This is a genomic window from Zunongwangia profunda SM-A87 (assembly GCF_000023465.1).
In the GTDB taxonomy this organism is placed as follows: Bacteria; Bacteroidota; Bacteroidia; order Flavobacteriales; family Flavobacteriaceae; genus Zunongwangia; species Zunongwangia profunda.
On sequence record NC_014041.1, the window covers coordinates 2,704,538 to 2,721,662 of the forward strand.

Annotated in this window: 13 protein-coding genes and 1 tRNA gene; 5 read left to right on the forward strand and 9 right to left on the reverse strand. The window is 35.7% G+C overall.

The genetic code is table 11. The features are described 5' to 3' along the window. The first annotated feature begins 320 nt into the window (after window positions 1-320). Window positions 321-1,712: a purple acid phosphatase family protein gene (locus tag ZPR_RS11905; protein WP_041579984.1), complete on the forward strand. Its 1,392-nt coding sequence runs from the start codon at window positions 321-323 to the stop codon at window positions 1,710-1,712. A gap of 114 nt (window positions 1,713-1,826) precedes the next feature. Beyond that, complete coding sequence (locus ZPR_RS11910; protein ID WP_013071930.1) at window positions 1,827-2,687, forward strand: glycerophosphodiester phosphodiesterase family protein; 861 nt, start codon at window positions 1,827-1,829, stop codon at window positions 2,685-2,687. Window positions 2,688-3,545: 858 nt separating this feature from the next. Here ZPR_RS11910 and ZPR_RS22555 read toward each other — a convergent pair. Together ZPR_RS22555 and ZPR_RS11920 are read right to left on the reverse strand one after the other, a co-directional pair. Next, window positions 3,546-4,376, reverse strand: a complete 831-nt coding sequence (locus ZPR_RS22555; RefSeq protein ID WP_013071932.1) for a glycerophosphodiester phosphodiesterase — start codon at window positions 4,374-4,376, stop codon at window positions 3,546-3,548. A gap of 50 nt (window positions 4,377-4,426) precedes the next feature. Next, window positions 4,427-4,681 carry a hypothetical protein gene (locus ZPR_RS11920; protein ID WP_041578883.1) on the reverse strand — a complete coding sequence of 85 codons (255 nt, stop codon included), beginning with the start codon at window positions 4,679-4,681 and terminating at the stop codon, window positions 4,427-4,429. A 390-nt stretch (window positions 4,682-5,071) separates the two neighbouring features. On the opposite strand from ZPR_RS11920, the gene ZPR_RS11925 reads away from it, so the two are divergent. Further along, a complete protein-coding gene (locus ZPR_RS11925; RefSeq protein ID WP_013071934.1) occupies window positions 5,072-6,895 on the forward strand; it encodes an FN3 associated domain-containing protein in 1,824 nt (607 codons plus the stop codon). Window positions 6,896-7,242: 347 nt separating this feature from the next. Here ZPR_RS11925 and ZPR_RS11930 read toward each other — a convergent pair whose 3' ends face one another. The 7 genes from ZPR_RS11930 to ZPR_RS11960 all read right to left on the reverse strand — a co-directional run bounded on the left by ZPR_RS11930 (window position 7,243) and on the right by ZPR_RS11960 (window position 15,652). After that, window positions 7,243-7,629: a hypothetical protein gene (locus tag ZPR_RS11930; RefSeq protein WP_013071935.1), complete on the reverse strand. Its 387-nt coding sequence runs from the start codon at window positions 7,627-7,629 to the stop codon at window positions 7,243-7,245. Window positions 7,630-7,631: 2 nt separating this feature from the next. Then, entirely contained in the window at window positions 7,632-8,693 is a 1,062-nt protein-coding gene (locus ZPR_RS11935; protein ID WP_013071936.1) for an adenylate/guanylate cyclase domain-containing protein, read from the reverse strand. A 59-nt stretch (window positions 8,694-8,752) separates the two neighbouring features. Beyond that, on the reverse strand, window positions 8,753-11,884 hold the full coding sequence (locus ZPR_RS11940) for an efflux RND transporter permease subunit (RefSeq protein ID WP_013071937.1): 3,132 nt from the start codon (window positions 11,882-11,884) through the stop codon (window positions 8,753-8,755). Window positions 11,885-11,892: 8 nt separating this feature from the next. After that, window positions 11,893-12,957 (reverse strand): efflux RND transporter periplasmic adaptor subunit, encoded by a 1,065-nt coding sequence (locus tag ZPR_RS11945; RefSeq protein ID WP_013071938.1) that lies wholly within the window; start codon window positions 12,955-12,957, stop codon window positions 11,893-11,895. Between the two features lie 7 nt (window positions 12,958-12,964). Beyond that, window positions 12,965-14,314: a TolC family protein gene (locus ZPR_RS11950; protein WP_013071939.1), complete on the reverse strand. Its 1,350-nt coding sequence runs from the start codon at window positions 14,312-14,314 to the stop codon at window positions 12,965-12,967. A gap of 119 nt (window positions 14,315-14,433) precedes the next feature. After that, on the reverse strand, window positions 14,434-15,039 hold the full coding sequence (locus ZPR_RS11955; protein ID WP_013071940.1) for a TetR/AcrR family transcriptional regulator: 606 nt from the start codon (window positions 15,037-15,039) through the stop codon (window positions 14,434-14,436). A 539-nt stretch (window positions 15,040-15,578) separates the two neighbouring features. Then, window positions 15,579-15,652: transfer RNA gene (locus ZPR_RS11960), tRNA-Met, on the reverse strand. A gap of 172 nt (window positions 15,653-15,824) precedes the next feature. On the opposite strand from ZPR_RS11960, the gene ZPR_RS11965 reads away from it, so the two are divergent. Both ZPR_RS11965 and ZPR_RS11970 read left to right on the forward strand, forming a co-directional pair. After that, on the forward strand, window positions 15,825-16,214 hold the full coding sequence (locus ZPR_RS11965) for an START-like domain-containing protein (protein ID WP_013071941.1): 390 nt from the start codon (window positions 15,825-15,827) through the stop codon (window positions 16,212-16,214). Window positions 16,215-16,266: 52 nt separating this feature from the next. Then, the gene (locus ZPR_RS11970) at window positions 16,267-17,112 is read left to right on the forward strand and encodes an aminotransferase class IV (RefSeq protein ID WP_013071942.1); all 846 of its coding nucleotides are present in this window, start codon (window positions 16,267-16,269) and stop codon (window positions 17,110-17,112) included. Window positions 17,113-17,125 lie beyond the last annotated feature (13 nt).

A 17,125-nucleotide genomic window follows, 5' to 3' on the forward strand; every position in this document is an offset into this window, starting at 1 on the left:
TTTAAGGATTCCTGGGAACTAATTCATTCATCGATCTTAGAGGAATGTCATAGTAAAAATACTAGGATTACTGGTAAATGAGAATGTAAATGAGAAGCCTCAAATTTTTAAACCAATGATTTTTTCTTCATTTTTTATAGGCTTCGAGAGAGAATATTTAAAATTTTATTGGTCAAGCTTAGGAAACATACAATTACAGTAATTAAAAATGATGTAATAGTAATGTAACAGTGAAACACGTTTTTATTTAATAAGGTAATATTAAGGCATCATTGATTTCATCGAAAAATTATAAGTATCAAATTTCAAAAAATAAAAAAATGAAAAGAAGTCTAAAGGTTTTATTCATCATTCTTTTAGTTAGTTATAGATTGCAAGCGCAGCATGAACATACTGATAGTTCACCTCACCATCATTCGCATTATTTGGAGCATTTAGAAACCCCTGCTCACAAATTAATATTTCCTTCGAGTACTCCCGATCGTATAATATCTAATCTAACCGATGATCAAGCACATACTTTTGCCGTAAACTGGCGTACAGATCAGTATGTTTCAAATGGAGTTGTAGAGGTAGCGTTAGCAACTGAAGGGCCGGAATTTTTATTAGGTGATATACGCAGAATTAAAGCGAATTCTCAGAAAATTGAAAATCAAAATAGAAATGAAGCTTTGGTAAAGGCTACCTATCACTCTGCGTTAGTTAACAATTTACAGCCCAATACCACTTATGTATACCGAGTAGGAAATGGCGATAAAAATGATGATTACTGGAGTGAGTGGTTCCAAATTAAAACGGCTAAAACAGATAAGAGCGAACCTTTTAGTTTTATTTATTTTGGAGATGCTCAAAATCACATCAAATCCTTGTGGTCGCGAGTGATAAGAAGCTCGTACCGTAAATTTCCAGAAATTGATTTCATGCTTCATGCTGGCGATTTGGTTAATGACAGAGACTCTAATTTGGAATGGGGAGAATGGTTTTATGCTGGTAGTTTTATTCATGCTACTGTACCTAGCGTGATGACTCCCGGTAACCATGAATATAGGGATGGGGTTTTAACTTCGCTATGGAGACCACAGTTTACACTTCCTGAAAATGGACCTACAGAGGATTTGCAAGAAACCTGTTTTTCTATTGATTATCAGGATATGAAGTTGATTTCCATAGATAGTGAAGCTTTTGATGAAAGTATAGAATCAAGAAATGCTCAAATAGAATGGTTGGAATCTGTATTAAAAGCAAATACAAAAAAGTGGACCACTATTTTTACTCATTACCCTGTCTATTCTACTGCAGAAGGGCGTGATAACTGGGAATTACGAGAAGCAATAAAACCGCTAATTGATAAGTACGGGGTAGATTTAGTGCTACAAGGACACGATCACACCTATGCCAGAGGGTTTCCTGAAAATAAAGGTCAAGGATTAACCGTCGTTAAAGATATTGGGACTGTATATGCAGTATCGGTAAGTGGCCCAAAAATGTATGAATCAAAAGATCAGGAATGGATGGTTAGAAGAGGGGAGTATATACAACTTTTTCAGATCATTACGGTTTCTGAAAATTCTATCAGTTATGGGGCTTACACTCCTATAGGTACACTTTATGATTCCTTTAAAATTATAAAAAAGAATGGAAAAAAGAAATTGATAAATATGATGCCAGATACTCCTACACGATTAAAAGAAGATTTCGTGAAACCCGAATAATATTCTTAGACCGATGAGCATATAATTAGAGTCTAATTTTAAATCTTGAGATATTTTTCAAGATCATACATTTATTTTAAAGTTATTTCTTAGTAATCAATAGTAACATAAACGATGAAGATTTTTAAATTTTTGGGTATTGGAATGCTTTCTTTATTGATGTCTTGTGCAGCATCAAAAATTGCTGGTGATCTAGAAGACACTCTGAAAGTTTTCAATAATTCTAATTCTAAAATGATTTTGGTTGCGGCCCATAGGGGAGCGCATTTAGACAATTTTGAGAATTCATTGGCCTCCACTAAAAATGCAATAGAAATTGGAGTAGATATTATTGAAGTTGATTTACGAACAACGAAAGATGGTCACTTAGTTTTAATGCATGATTCCAAAATAGATCGTACCACTACGGGCAAAGGCAGAGTAGAGGATATGACCTTAGCAGAGATTCGTAAATATCGACTAAAATCACCTTCCGGAAAAATAAGTGAGGAGCCCGTACCTACTTTCGAGGAGTTTTTAAAGATTACCAAAGGAAAGATTATGGTCGACGTAGATATGAAAACCGATAACGTGGAAGGTATTCTTACGACCGTAGAAGAAAATGTCCCTGACAGAGAAGTGTTTTATTTTGATAACGATTATGATCAATTAGATAGTATTAAAGCTTTAAAGAAATCAGCCCAATTAATGCCGCGTGCCTACTCATATCAGATGGCTGATTCAGCTATTGCGAGGTTTAAGCCTATTGTAGTTCATATTGATGACGATTTTTATACAAAAGAAGTGGTAGAATTAATCAATAAAAATAAAGCGAAAGTTTGGATCAATACACTGGGAACATATGACGAACAAATGGGGAAAGGACATATGGAAATTGTTTATGAGGAAATCCTTAAAAAAGGAGCCAATATCATACAAACCGATGAGCCTGAAATTTTATTAAAATTTTTAAGGTCAAAGAATTTACATCCCTAAAAATAGGCTGGAATGATTAATTATTTAAAATTCAGTTAAACATTTTTTTAATTTTTATCTGTTTTTGATTCTTATGTAATAATTAAAGCTATGGTCATTTCAATAGTTGTTTTTAAAAAGCCTTGGGTCCAAGCAACGCTTTTTTTATTCTAACTTTTCTAATGAGATTGAATTACTTTTTGTTCTTTAAAAGGGAAGAGTACCTGGTTTTTAGTCTTTACTTTCAGGTTATGGATAAATAAGATTTTTTTGATTATTTTCTCTGGGTCTGATGTGGGAAGGATCTAACAGCAAACCTTTATTGATACTTACTGCAAGGTAGCTTACGCTAAACTTTATGACCGAAAAAATGCATTGGTATCGGCCGATATGCTTAATGATCCCGTACTGCTATTTTATAAAGAGCAAGAACCATTCTTATTGAGGATATTCACCGATAGGGGTAATAAATTTTCGGTCAAAGAGAACATTATGAATTTTCCGCTATTGCCTTTAGAAAAAATATCTATTCCACTATCAAGAAAATACAAGCAGAGCTTGCCCCATGGTTGCACTATTACAATCACAAAAGGCCCCACTGCGGGAAACACTGTTTTGGTAAGACTCCATGCAGACCTTGATCGTTAGGAAACATTTAGCAGATGAAAAAATGCTGGATTTACAATTTGAAAATATCTTAGCTTTAATAAAGGCAAGTTCACAAGAAACAGGTGTTGGAGTAAATTAGCCTGTCCGATTTAATTATTCAGGGAACCAAATGCCCTAAAAAAACTTAACTGTCAGACCTAATCGAAACTATTACACATTAATTAAAAGTGGAATTTTGGAATCTGCTTAATTTTCTAAATTTATTTAAATTTACTTTTTGCGATTTAAAAAATCAATCAGTTCTTGAGGATGATTGGTTTGTATTCCATCTACGCCCCAATCAATGATTTTTTGCCATTCGTTGGTGTTAGCAGCTGCATCATCAACAAAGACCTTTACCTCTTGCGAATATGCAGTAGTTAAAAAAGTAGGCGTTAGAACTCCCATATCACTGGCAACAAATTTGGGTTTAATCCTATTTAATACTTTTTTTAATCGTCTTTCATTTCCTGGATCCGGCATAACCAAACATTCTGGACAGTATCTGTTTAATTCCTGTATTGCTTCACGCTCTTTAGGGTAAATGTACCATACAATATCTTTTTCCATTTTAAAAGCCTTGATAGTTTGAACCAGTCCTTTGATATCAGCTTCTTTTAAATCAAGGTAAATTCCTATTTTGCCTTTACAAAGCTTTAAGATTTCCTCTAAAGTTGGAATAAAATAATCGTTGGTGTCATTTTCTTTTTTAGCTAATGGCATTTCCCTTAGTTCTGAAAATAAAAAAGAGTTGACCTTCCCTTTCTTTCCTTTAAAATAAGCATCTATATCTTCATTATGGATGCTTACAAATTTACCATCCTTTGTTTTCCTTAAATCTATTTCCACAAAATCACACCCTATCTCTATAGCTTTTTGATAGGCGGCAATGGTGTTTTCGGGAACATCTTGATGTGCTCCACGATGAGCTATTACATAGGTGCCTCCGTTTTTAGGTGGCCGAAGAGCTTCTACACTACCTTGAGCAAAAGAAAAAAAATAAAAAGCGTTAAAAAAAAATGCAAAGAGCGTAATTAGCATCCCAGATTTACTATTTATCATGATATAAGTTGTAATTAATGTGCAATTAAAAATGTTAGGTTCTTGTTTCTTTAGGACGATACAATATTCGATAATAACTGATCAGTTATAAGCTTTACCACTACTTCACGCTGATAATCATCAAAAATATCTGCCGTGCCAGAGTGTTTTAAAATCCCTTCTCGACCCTTGGTATGTAGTCTTTCTAGTTCTTCTTTATCACTGCTAACACCGATGGTTTTGATATGCTTGAATTTTCCCAAGCGCTTCTCAACTATCACCACGCTAGTAGTCCCAGATCGATTTTTCTTTTTACGAAAAAGCATAAGTAAAAATAACAATTTTCACCGCTGCGTCACCCTTTTTTTTGAACTAAAAAATCTAACTGAATGAATTTGTATTAATTACAAAATGAATACGAAAAAAGTGTCAAAGTCAGGAAAAAACACATAGAACTTCCAAATTATTTTATAAGCTTTAGCAACTAAATTAAAATTTTAACAAATAAGAATAGACCTCAATTGTATTATAGTTGTATTGCTATTAGAGAAAAGGTTATAATTAAAGTTCTCATAGATATCATCCTTAGATTATATACTTTTCTTATTGATGGTCATTAGTAAAAATTTTAAAATCGGTCAAAGTGATTCGGTCACTATCATCATTGCTATGATTGAAGTACTAATTATCCTGAGATTTGATCTAACTCCATAACCATGAATGTATACAGAGTTGTTTTTGTTTTTCTTTTTATAAGTTGTTTTTTAAATGCGCAGGAAGCATATTTTAAAGCTGGAATTGAGAATGTTGATGGTAATGTACCATGGACAGCCAAAGCTTTTAATAATGCTACTGGTAATTTTAAATTTGCTATTATTTCGGATCGAACCTTCGGTCATCGCCCCGGGGTTTTCGGAAAGGGCTCTATAGTGAATCCTTTAAAAATGCGTTACTTCTATTTGCCCGGAAACCATGATGTGACCAATCCGGTAATGACTAAAGAATGGGAAAAACGATACGGCCATACGTATTATCATTTTTTATATAAGGATGTTCTATTCCTTGTTTTAAATTCTATGGATACCTTTTCTGAAATTGGAGATGAGCAGTATTCTTATTTTAAGAATGTGCTGGAACAATATTCGCATGTTCGCTGGACATTTGTAATGATGCATCATCCTCTTTGGAATTATAGGAATAGCGGCTTTGAGAGAATTGAAAGTCTTTTGAATGATCGCTACACGGTTGTAGCCGGGCATCGTCATCGATATTCTCAAGAAACCCGAAAAGGAAATAATTATATTGTTTTAGGAACCACGGGAGGAAGTGGGCGTTTAAGAGGTCCTAGAATGGGGGAATTTGATCATATAACCTGGGTAACTATGAAAGATGATGAGCCAAGTTTCACCAATTTAACCTTAGAAGGGGTTTTAAAGCCCGATATCGCAACTAAAGATGATTATAAGAATATAAAAGCACTTTCAAATGCTGCTGCATTCAAAAGTATTTCATTTAGAAATAAAGATCAATCTCGAGGAGAATTGGTTTTTCCGATTTATAATTCTGGTTCTGATACATTATATTTTAACGGACAGTTATTTGATCATTCCGAACTAACTTATGGAAAAAATGCATGGAATCTAACGATACCACCTCAATCCAATAGAAGTATCCAAATTCCATGGGATTATAGAGAATCTGCCCCAAATGATAGTGATAATAAAGTATCTATAGCCCCAATTAAATTATTTTATAAAATTGGCTATAAACCTATGACTGACCTTGAACTTCCTTTGGCTTTAGAAGGAGTTAAAGATTTTGAAATTTTTTCTCCTTCCAATCTCATTTCTTTCTCAGAACGTGCTGTCTTCCTTGATAATATGAAGTTTGAAATGAAAGGCGCTCTGGCTAATGCGAAGTTGCATTATACTTTAGATGGTACAGAGCCTAATATGGATTCAAAAGTCTATAAGGATTCTATTTTTTTAGATCACACCACTACGGTTAAGGCAAAATTAATACTCGCGGATGGTATGGAAACGGAAGTCGTTCAGAAAACATTTAAGAAAACTGCTCTTTTGAAGAGTCTTAATATAAAAGGATTATCAAAAGGATGGGTTCATTATGATTTTTATGAAGGAGCATTTAATAAGGTTGGTGATATGAATGGTCTGGAAGCCATTAGATCAGGTAAGGTTAGAAATTTTAATGTCACAGAAATTCGTGATCCTGTAAAAAATAAATTTGGTGTTATCTATATGGGATTTATTAATGTTCCTAAAAGTGGAATGTATTGTTTTAGAAGTACGTCCAATGACGGTTCGATTCTTTCAATAGATACTATTCAGGTGGTTGATAATGATGGTATTCATGGAAAGGTGACCAAAAAAGGTTTTGTAGCTTTAGAAAAGGGACTACATAGTTTTACTTTAAAGTTTATAGGTAAGAGATTTGAAGAGGTGTTATCATGGGATTTCAAATTATTGAATGATGATCATGAATTTCAGGAAGTAAAATCCGATATAATTTATAGTTATTAATTTATTTGAAAAAGGTGAAATTCTGTACCCATTAAAAAACAAAAGGCTTTCGATTTCTCGAAAGCCTTGTTATTATTATATCGAGACCGAGATTTGAACTCGGAACCTCCGGGTTATGAATTCCTATCATCAAAAGAAAAAATAAAAATTACTATATTTATAAAAATTTAATCCTGACGAAAGTAAATTTTCAAAACGGTTCACAATTGCAAGGTTGCATTGGATAAAGTCAATGAATAAAGGGGTTTTAAGATAGGGTCCAAACTATATAGCTCACAATACCAACAAAGCCTTCAAAGTCATTGATTTTGAAGGCTTTTGATTTGATCTAATTAGATAAAAATTTCTCAGTTTTTTCTTATCAAACGGTGCCCCAAATACATACTGGGAAAAATCCCAAGAATTGAAACAATCCAAAATAGCGTAGGATTCTTTGTGCTATACCATAACCAAATAATAATTAGGGTGATAAAAGCACTTCCCCAAATTATATTTTGGATTTTCTTACTGATAAAAGCGATGACCAACCCGCCTAAAAAACAACTAAAAAGGTTGGCACTTAATTTTAAAAGAAGTAAATACCACTCGTGAATGCTTAAACTTATCTTTCCAAATAATTCAGTGGATTCTGGATATATCTGACTTTCCAGCAATGCGAAGGCAATGGAGAGAAAAACAATTGTAAAAACTCCACAGGCTATGGCCAAACCATTTTTCCATTTTATATGTTTCATTATTAGTTACGATTTACACTATAAATATTTATTTTTTCATCTTTTCCGCTAATAGCTATATTATTGAAGCACTTGAATATGTATACTTTTTCTTCCTTAATATTCTGATAGAAATTTTCTGAAATCAAAAGATCAGTATGGTAATTTTTGCAAAGTGACTGTATTCTAGCCGCGGTATTTAGAACATCACCGTGATATACGATTTCCATTTTTAGTTCCCCCACGGTCGACATTACGATCCTGCCTTCATTAATAGATGCTCTAAAAAAAGGTACAGTATGGTAGGTTTGCGAATAGTAATCTTTCTTTTGTTGTAATCTTTTCTGAAAAGAAAAAAATAAATCTAAACATTGATTCCTATTCGTATGCTTATTGATTTTCCAGGTGATCACAGCTTCATCACCTACATACTGGTATATGCTGGCATTGTTTTTAAGTAGTAATGGCGTAAGTTCTCTAAAGCAGTCCTGTAGTAAGGAACTATAAGCAATATGGCCTATTCTTTCCGCTATTGTAGTGGAAGAAGCTAAATCTAAAAACATAAAGATTCTGTTTTCTTCCCGTGGTCTATGGTATTTCCCCCTTATAAGGTTAAAGAAGTAATCTGGCCCTAAATTTTTTCGCATTAATAAGAAAAAATCAGTTAGAAAATTGATAATTACAGCGTATAGGAATAAACTTCTTAAAATGCTATTTTGGTTGGAATAGCTTAAATGAAAATCATTAAGTCCGTTATACAATAAGCTGATAAGAATATCAGCGGTTTTAAAACACACTAAAAAAGATACGCTCCTCGCAATGATGTTTTTGGTAAAAGAAGGGGTCTGGATAATTCTAGGATAAACATATAAATGTATAATGCTTAAAAGCGATCCCAACAAGAGGCCGTATGCCAAGGCAACACTATAAATATTCTTATTAAAAAATAGTTGTTTATCATACCATTGGATTAAAAAGGCATCATTAACATCCCCAAATTTTAAATAAGCAAAAAGAAGAAGGGCCAGCATCCAACTACATATAATGATAGCTATTTCCGTTGCTTTATAGTTGTTGATATACATCGTTGTACCAGATTATCCTATTCGTTTCGTTTTTTTCTTTAAGCCGTGTGGGCATCCCCTTAATTTTTTGAGGTGACCAAATTATTGATGGCCTCCGCATTGTGGTTTTTTCCTTTGAATTTTAGAGCCAGCTTATCGAAAGCGGAATAAACTACCGGTACCACAATCAAAGTGAGTAGCAGTGAACTGATAAGTCCGGCAATGATTACCCAGGCCAGTCCGTTGTTCAATTCAGCACCGGCACCACTGGCCAGTGCAATAGGAATCATACCAATGACCATTGCTATGGTGGTCATTAGAATAGGGCGTAACCGGGCGTGATTGGCATTTACAAGGGCCGTAAAAGTATCCAACCCTTCGGCTTTCTGATGATTGGTGAAATCGACCAGAAGAATCGCATTTTTCGCCACCAAGCCAATACCCATAATAATTCCCAAAATGGTAAATATGTTCAGGGCATTATTGGTAAGCGCCAAGGCCCAAAGAGCGCCAATAAAGGAAAGCGGAATGGAAAATAGCACTACCAATGGGTAGAGATAACTGTCATATAACACCACCAGAATAAGATAGACCAGAATAATAGCGGCTAATAATGCGATGAGTAAAGTTCTGAAGCTATCCGACTGGTTTTCCATATCGCCACCCCAGATATAACTTACGCCATTTTCTCGTGGAATCTTGGCAAAAGCTTCTTCCCAATTGGCGGCAATATCGCCGGAAGGTCTTCCTGCCGCTTGTGCAGAAATAGTCACTGCGGCACTTTTGTCCCGACGTTCCAGAAAACTAGGCCCAGTACCTTCCGTAATAGTCGAAAATTGTGATAATTTCACCCTTTTGCCTTCAGCATTCACAAAAGAAATATCGCGCACGTCCTGAATAGACAACCGATGCCCTGCATTGTATTTAATATTAATGTCATACTCATAAGCCCCAGCCCGAAATTTTCCATCGGTATTGCCGTTAAAAGCGGTTTGCATAGCCATTCCCACATCCTGTAATCCAATCCCTAAAGCCGCCATTTTATCCCGGTCTATGGAAACCTGTACTTCAGGATTCCCTTTTTCTGCACTGCTTTTTATTTGGGTAGCTCCCGGAACTTTTGCCAAAGAATCCAGCGCTTTTTTAGAAAATTCCAAGGCATCTGTATAATTGGGAGCAGTAATGGTCAGGGATATCGGGGCGTCATCAGCGCCTCCTACAATACTTACCGTAGCGGTTTTAATTTTCACCCCCACCAGGGCTTGTTGTAATTCCCGTTTCACCTGGGCGGCAAATACGGTGGTTTTATCTTTCCGCTTGGCTTTATCGACTAAGGCTACCGTAATTTCAGATTTAAAAGGAGTTTCCTGAGTGCCCACAGTTCCGTCACTACTTTGCCCCACAGTAGTGACTAAGCGGTTAACTTCAGGATGTTGACTCAGTATTTTTTCCGCTTTTTGAGTAGCCAGATTCGTGTTTTCCAAAGAGGCATCTTTGTTGAGTTCCAATTGTACCACAAACTGTCCGCGATCTACCGGAGGAAGGAATTCCCCACCAATAAATCCCATTACCAAAAGCGAACACGAACCTATAAATAATACCATCACAATGAGGGTGGTTTTTCCTTTGTGAACCAACGACCATTTTAATAAACCACTTACAAAATGGGTGAATTTATCCAGTCCTTTTTCAAAGCTTAAAATGATTCTTTCAAAGAAATTTTTACCCGTGATTTTTCCTAGTTTCCCAAACCGGGAAGAAAGCCAGGGAACAATGGTAAAGGAAGAAAGTAAGGAAAATAAGGTTGCCAGGATAACGGTAACACAAAACTGGGAAATTAAATCGGAAACCAACCCGGTACTCATTGCGATAGGAAGAAATACCACCACAATTACCAGGGTAATTGCAGAAACGGTAAATCCGATTTCTATCATCCCGTCATAAGCGGCCTGAACCCGGTTTTTCCCCATTTCCATATGGCGGTAGATATTTTCCAATACTACAATGGCATCATCTACCAGAATACCCACCACCAACGAAAGTCCTAATAAACTCATCAGGTTTAGGGTATATCCCAAGAGGTACATCCCGATAAACGTGGCGATAAGAGATGCGGGAATGGAAACCATTACAATAAAAGCGTTACGTATGGTATGCAGGAAAAACAGCATTACCACGGCGACCAATACCACTGCTAATATTAAATCGTGCATTACAGCATCGGATGCCTGTAAGGTAAATTCACTGCTGTCATCTACAACAGGCAATTTCACCTGATTGCCGGCATATTGCGCTTCCATTTCTTGTAAACTGCGGTAAATGGCTTCACTCACTTCTACAGCATTGGCATCCGACTGTTTCATTACTTGCATTATAATAGCATCTTTGCCATTTACCCGGGCAATTTTAGTGACTTCTTGTTGGGTGTCCCTTACTTCAGCGATATCACGTACCCGTACCTGGATACCATCGGTGGAACTCACCACCAAATTGCGTAGCTCCTCCACATTTTCATACTTACCTGATAAACGGATCAGCACCCGATTGTGCCGGGTCTTTAAATTTCCGGTAGGATAATCAATATTGGAGCTCAAAATAATGCTGACCACCTGCGGCAATGTTAAATTGAAGCCTTTTACTTTTTCAGGATCAATATTTACCTGTATTTCCCTTTCGGAACCTCCAATGACAGTGACCTGGCCTACGCCTTTGGTGCTGGAAAGTACCGGTTTTATTTTTTTATCCAGTAAATCGTAGAATGCGGTTTCTTCCATATTGGCAGTGGCACCAATGGTGATAATGGGTAGATCACTAAGCGAAAATTTGCTGAGTGATGGGGGGTCTACATCGTCTGGTAAGTCTTTTTCAATCGCATTTATTTTACGCTGCGCATCATTTAAGGATTCATTCTCATCGGCATCCGAAGTCAGGGTTAAACTTACGGTTGAAAGTCCTTCGAAAGATTTCGATTCTATTTTTTTGACATTTTCTACCGAAGAGATGGCATCTTCGATTTTCTTCGTTACTGAATTTTCCACTTCACTGGAAGAAGCTCCGGGATATGGAGTGGAAATAGTAATTAAATTAAGGCTGAATTTGGGTAACAATTCATAGCCCAACCTACTGTAGCTATAAAGTCCGCCTAAAATAAGAATGGTAAAAAGAACCACTACAATTGTAGGACGTTTGATAGGTATTGCTGCTAGTTTCATATCTTTTTTTATTGAATAATTTGTATAGCAGATTGATTTTCTAAATTGATCTGTCCGCTGGTCACAACCACGTCTCCAACTTGTAAGCCATCAAGAATTTCTACCTGATTATTAAGGTTTCTACCTGTTCGTACTTTTTGCAGGTGGACTTGGTTGTTTTTTACCACAAAAACATCACTTTCTCCCAAACCTTCGGTAAAGGCATTGCGAGAAATAACTCTTATCGGGTGTATTTCTTCGGAAGAAAAATTGAAAATGGACGTAGCGTACATCCCGGCTTTTATAGGATGGACTTGGCTGTTTTGTAAGGTGATTTCCACCGGAAAATTAAGGGAACCATCTGCTTTTGCGGCCACAAAAGATACGCTGCCGGTAAATGTGGTATCGGGATAAACGTTTAATTGAATCTGCGCTTCCTGACCTGCACGAATATTAGAAACCTGTAGTTCTGGGACGCTTACCCGAAGTTTTAAAGTCGTGATATCTACAATTTCAAAAAGGGATGTACCCGTATTTACAACAGCTCCCGTTTCTACGAATTTTTTATTGATCACACCATTTATCGAAGCTTTAATGCGGGTATCCTCAATATCCAAATTGGCATTTTCCAAACTTGATTTTGCGTTATCCAACTGCAATTTCATTTGTTCTAATTGCTCCTGGGTTACCCCGCCTGTTTTGTATGCCCGTTGATAACGTTCATAATTCTCTAAGGCATTTTCGTAATTGGCATTGGCATTCTGATAGAATACATTGGCCTGATCTTTTTTGAGATAGGCCAGGGTTTGGCCTTTCCGTACCTGATCGCCCTCTTTGACCATAATTTTTAAAATGGTGCCTGAAGTTTCTGGGGTGACGATGAGTTCCTGTTCCGGTTTAAAGGTTCCGTTACTACTATAGCTGAGTTGTGGGGTAATACGTTTTACCGTATCTACCTTAACGCTAATAGCGTCGTTCTTTTGAGTAATCAAAGCGGTTTCCTGCTGATTTTGCTTTTTATTGGAAAGAAGGAGGTAAATAGCCCCACCAAGGACAATGGTGCCAATGAGTATAGTGTATATTATTTTTTTCATTTTTTGCTTATTTTAAGAGGGTTTGTAATTCGCCTTTTGATTTTAAATAGTCGAGTAGTGCCAGACGATAATCGAGTATCGCCTTGTTATAATTATTTTGCGCTTCGATCAGGGAAGTTTCGGCATCCAGTACATCAGTTAGTGGAGCGAGTCCGTTGGTGTAGTTGTTCTGAATATCTTCCACGACTTCTTTGGCCAGTACTACATTTTGCTGCTGATTTTCAATCGTAATTTCACTAGTTCTGATTTGATTTTTCGCGTTTTCGAAATCTGCCCGAAGCGATAGTTTTTTATCTTCTATGTCCAGTTGAAGGGTTTCTACATCTAATTGTGCCTGTCTTATTTTAGCGCGTGTTTTCAATCCTGAAAAAATAGGGATGTGCAGGTTAAGGGTGATACTGGAATAATCCGTCCAGTACACCTGCTGGGTTTCATCCTTTCCAATGGGGAAGGTATCGCCTAACCCCTGATAATGATACTGAGCGCTAAGACTAAGGGTAGGATAATTGGCTGCCTTGCTTTCCTGTAACGCATAGTTGCGTAACTCTTTCTCTTTCGTTAGCGATTGATAAGCGTTGAGTGAACTGAAGTCAAAAGCTTCTTTTTCATTTTGAGGTAAGCGGGGAGAGGACTCTTCCGTTACAGTAATCATCATCTCCATAGGTAAACCGGTTAAAAACTTGAGGGTGTTTTTACTGATTTGAATGGAATTCTGAAGTTCTTGTTGCTGCGCCTGAAGGTTAGCCACTTTTACCTGAATACGCTTGACATCTATTCCTTTAGCCAGTCCGTTTTCAAATTGACTTATAATGATTTGCTGAATCTTTACGGTATTTTGATAGGTAGTATCTACCGTAGTCAGATTGGCTTGTAAAATAAGGGTGTGGTAATATTGTGAAGCTACTTTTTCGATTACATTTTCCTTGGTAAGTTGCTGATTGATTTGGTAGAACTCCCGGCTAGATTTTGCCGCTTTCAATCCGATAAACACCGATTGATCAAATAGTTTCTGTGTTAAATTAATTCCCCCATCGGCATTCCATTTTTGACCTAAAGGAGCCATTACTACGGTGCCGGGTTCTCCAAGAATTTCACCGGGTAAGGCGGTTTCCTGAAGAATAGGATTATTAATCAGGTTGCCATCCAATGTGACGGTAGGCAATATTTCCGCCCTTTTTTCCTGAATATGATATTCGCTTTTGGAGATATCCAACGCTGCCTTTTTAGCATCCGCTTTATGTTCAAGTGCATAATTCAATGCCTCTTTTAAAGATAGCTCCTTGGATTTCTGCGCATTCGCTTGTAGAAAAGTAAGGAGTACTCCGAAAAGGAGTAAAAGTTTTCTGTATTTTATCATTTTATTTATATTTAATCCGACTGTTCGGTATGTTTACAACTAAAAAAAAGTCATTCTTATAAAAAGTCATTATTTCATTGATTGAACCGACCATTCGGTATGTATTAGTATAAAATTTTTTAAGCTTTTACACTTTCGTAAAGACTGTCCCAGATTTCCTTTACCTCCTTAAAAAGTTTTTCAGAACTACTTATCATTATCATATGCATTGCAATTCCATCACTACTATATACAAATTGCTTTGCCAAATTTTGAGGTGAAAACGTAGTTTTGATTTCTCCGTTAGTCAGTGCATTGGTGATGACTTTTTCCCAGGCCTTCAATTCTTCCTGAATCCTCTTGGTCTGTTGTTCTTTAACTTCCGGTAATAGGCGAAGGGCATCAAATAGAATGTAATACATATTATTGGGGAAATCTCCCTCGAAAGTTTCCCTATACCAACTTTGCAATATATTATCCCGCTCTTGAAGAATTTCCAGATTAGCCTGATAAAATGATTGTAAAGAATTGGAGGGTAAATTATTGTAATTGAGATGAAGCATTTGACTGAAATAAACGTCTATCACTTCTTTAAAGACCTCTTCTTTACTACTGAAATAATGATAAAAAGCTCCTTTTGAAAACCCTGAACTTTTTACAATTTCTTTCATCGTCACTTCTTTAAATCCTTTTTGTAAAAAAAGAAGTAATGAGGTTTTTAATATTTGTCCTTTAGAGTCCTTCATAAAACCGAACGTTTGGTATGCAAATGTAGGAATATTTTTTTAATATCAACCAAAAGAAGTCATTTTAATATTTTATAGAGGTAGTTCTGTTGACCTATAAAGTATAAAAGCATAAGAAAACGTGTTCTATAATGGTAAATTCATTTTAGCTTTAATGATAATTTGAGGACTTAAAAGGATTTTTAAGAAAGATTCGAATCCTGTCGCACTATGTTCTCTATTTATGCGGTTAATGTGATTAAACCCATAAAAGAAAAGTAAAACTTTAAAATTTGGTAGAAATTTAGAAATCTGCCACTTAGTAATGGAATAATTAAAAAAGATATTAGGTACTAAACTTAGAATATGACGTAAGAGTTATTATTTTCTCGATTAAATTTTAGGAAAAAAACTTAAAATTTCATCTCAATTGCTAATAAATAAGATTATTCTAAACTACTCTTTTTAATTTATTTGAAAAAGCTGAAATTCTGTACTTATTCTGTACTAGGTGTAAAAAGAAAAAGCTTCACATTTCTGTGAAGCCTTGATTTTCTTAGTAGCGAGACCGAGATTTGAACTCGGGACCTCCGGGTTATGAATCCGACGCTCTAACCAACTGAGCTATCTCGCCGTATAGTGCAGTATTACTGCTATCACAAAACATTTACACTGTGTTGCAAATGCGGGTGCAAATATAACAACAATTTAAAATGCCGCAAATAATTTTTTCAAAAATATTTAAAATCTTTTCTTTTAATGTTACCAATTAATATATATATTGCTCGAAACTAATAAATCGAAAAATGGAAGATAAGATAAAGTACGAAATGGAATTTCCAATTCACGCTTCTCCTTCATTACTATATCAATACATATCAACACCCTCTGGATTAAGCGAGTGGTATGCTGATAATGTGAATTCACGCGGAGAATTATTTACTTTTATCTGGGAAGGTAGCGAAGAGCAGGCTAAGCTTGTGAGCAAAAAAAGTGATGAGCGTGTAAAGTTTAGATGGGCTGAAGAAGAAGGCACGCCATATTATTTTGAAATTCGTATTCAGGTAGACGATATCACTAAAGATGTTTCTATAATGATTACCGATTTCGCTGAGGATGAAGATGAGGTAGAAGAAGGTAAAATGCTTTGGGAAAATATGATTTCAGATCTAAAACAGGTATTAGGATCGGTTTAATATTCGATATTTAAAACTTACCTTTGCCCCGCTTATTAATCGGGGCTTTTTTATGATCAATTTTAACGGAGAATTACTACAAGAAAACGAAGCGAGTTTATCGATTACAAACCGTGGTTATGCCTATGGGGATTCAGTATTTGAAACCATACGGGTGATCAACGGAAAAGTAATGTTTTGGGAAGATCATTATTTTAGATTGATGGCTTCTATGCGTATTATGCGAATGGAAATTCCCAATGAGTTTTCTCCAGAATTTTTAGAAGAACAAATTATTAATCTTATTAAAGAAAATAACCTTCAGGACAAACCTGTACGGGTTAAATTTTCTGTATTCAGAAAAGAGGGTGGTTTATATACTCCTGAGGTAAGAGATATCGAATATTTTATTCTTACCTCAGAAATTGAGCATTCTTTTTATACGCTTAATGAAGATTTTTATGAAGTTGAACTTTTTAAAGATCATTATATCAACGCTGGTTTGCTTTCAACAATAAAAACCAATAATAAAGCTGTAAATGTGCTTGGCGGTATTTTTGCCAGAGAGAATAATTATAACAACTGTTTACTGGTTAATGAAAAAAAATCTGTTGTAGAAGCACTAAATGGTAACCTGTTTTTGGTAAAAGGGGATCGTATTAAAACGCCACCACTTACCGATGGTGCTTTAAACGGCATTACACGAAAGCAGTTGGTAAATATGATCAAAAAGTTGCAGGAATATAATTTTGAAGAAGTATCGATTTCACCATTCGAATTACAAAAAGCAGATGAGCTATTTATCACAAATGTAATCGTAGGGATACAGCCGATATCCAAATATCGTAAAAAAGAGTATACTAATACCGTGGCAAAAGATTTGTTAGCCAAACTAAATGCAAAGGCAAGATTGGGTTAGAGTAGTGGTTAGG

Bases quoted from the DNA above. Each gene is read 5' to 3' on its own strand.
- ZPR_RS11925 (WP_013071934.1), top strand. From the start codon at position 5,072: ATGAATGTATACAGAGTTGTTTTTGTTTTTCTTTTTATAAGTTGTTTT.
- ZPR_RS22555 (WP_013071932.1), bottom strand. From the start codon at position 4,376: ATGATAAATAGTAAATCTGGGATGCTAATTACGCTCTTTGCATTTTTT.
- ZPR_RS11970 (WP_013071942.1), top strand. From the start codon at position 16,267: ATGATCAATTTTAACGGAGAATTACTACAAGAAAACGAAGCGAGTTTA.
- ZPR_RS11950 (WP_013071939.1), bottom strand. From the start codon at position 14,314: ATGATAAAATACAGAAAACTTTTACTCCTTTTCGGAGTACTCCTTACT.
- ZPR_RS11930 (WP_013071935.1), bottom strand. From the start codon at position 7,629: ATGAAACATATAAAATGGAAAAATGGTTTGGCCATAGCCTGTGGAGTT.
- ZPR_RS11935 (WP_013071936.1), bottom strand. From the start codon at position 8,693: ATGTATATCAACAACTATAAAGCAACGGAAATAGCTATCATTATATGT.
- ZPR_RS11955 (WP_013071940.1), bottom strand. From the start codon at position 15,039: ATGAAGGACTCTAAAGGACAAATATTAAAAACCTCATTACTTCTTTTT.
- ZPR_RS11940 (WP_013071937.1), bottom strand. From the start codon at position 11,884: ATGAAACTAGCAGCAATACCTATCAAACGTCCTACAATTGTAGTGGTT.
- ZPR_RS11920 (WP_041578883.1), bottom strand. From the start codon at position 4,681: ATGCTTTTTCGTAAAAAGAAAAATCGATCTGGGACTACTAGCGTGGTG.
- ZPR_RS11945 (WP_013071938.1), bottom strand. From the start codon at position 12,957: ATGAAAAAAATAATATACACTATACTCATTGGCACCATTGTCCTTGGT.
- ZPR_RS11910 (WP_013071930.1), top strand. From the start codon at position 1,827: ATGAAGATTTTTAAATTTTTGGGTATTGGAATGCTTTCTTTATTGATG.
- ZPR_RS11905 (WP_041579984.1), top strand. From the start codon at position 321: ATGAAAAGAAGTCTAAAGGTTTTATTCATCATTCTTTTAGTTAGTTAT.
- ZPR_RS11965 (WP_013071941.1), top strand. From the start codon at position 15,825: ATGGAAGATAAGATAAAGTACGAAATGGAATTTCCAATTCACGCTTCT.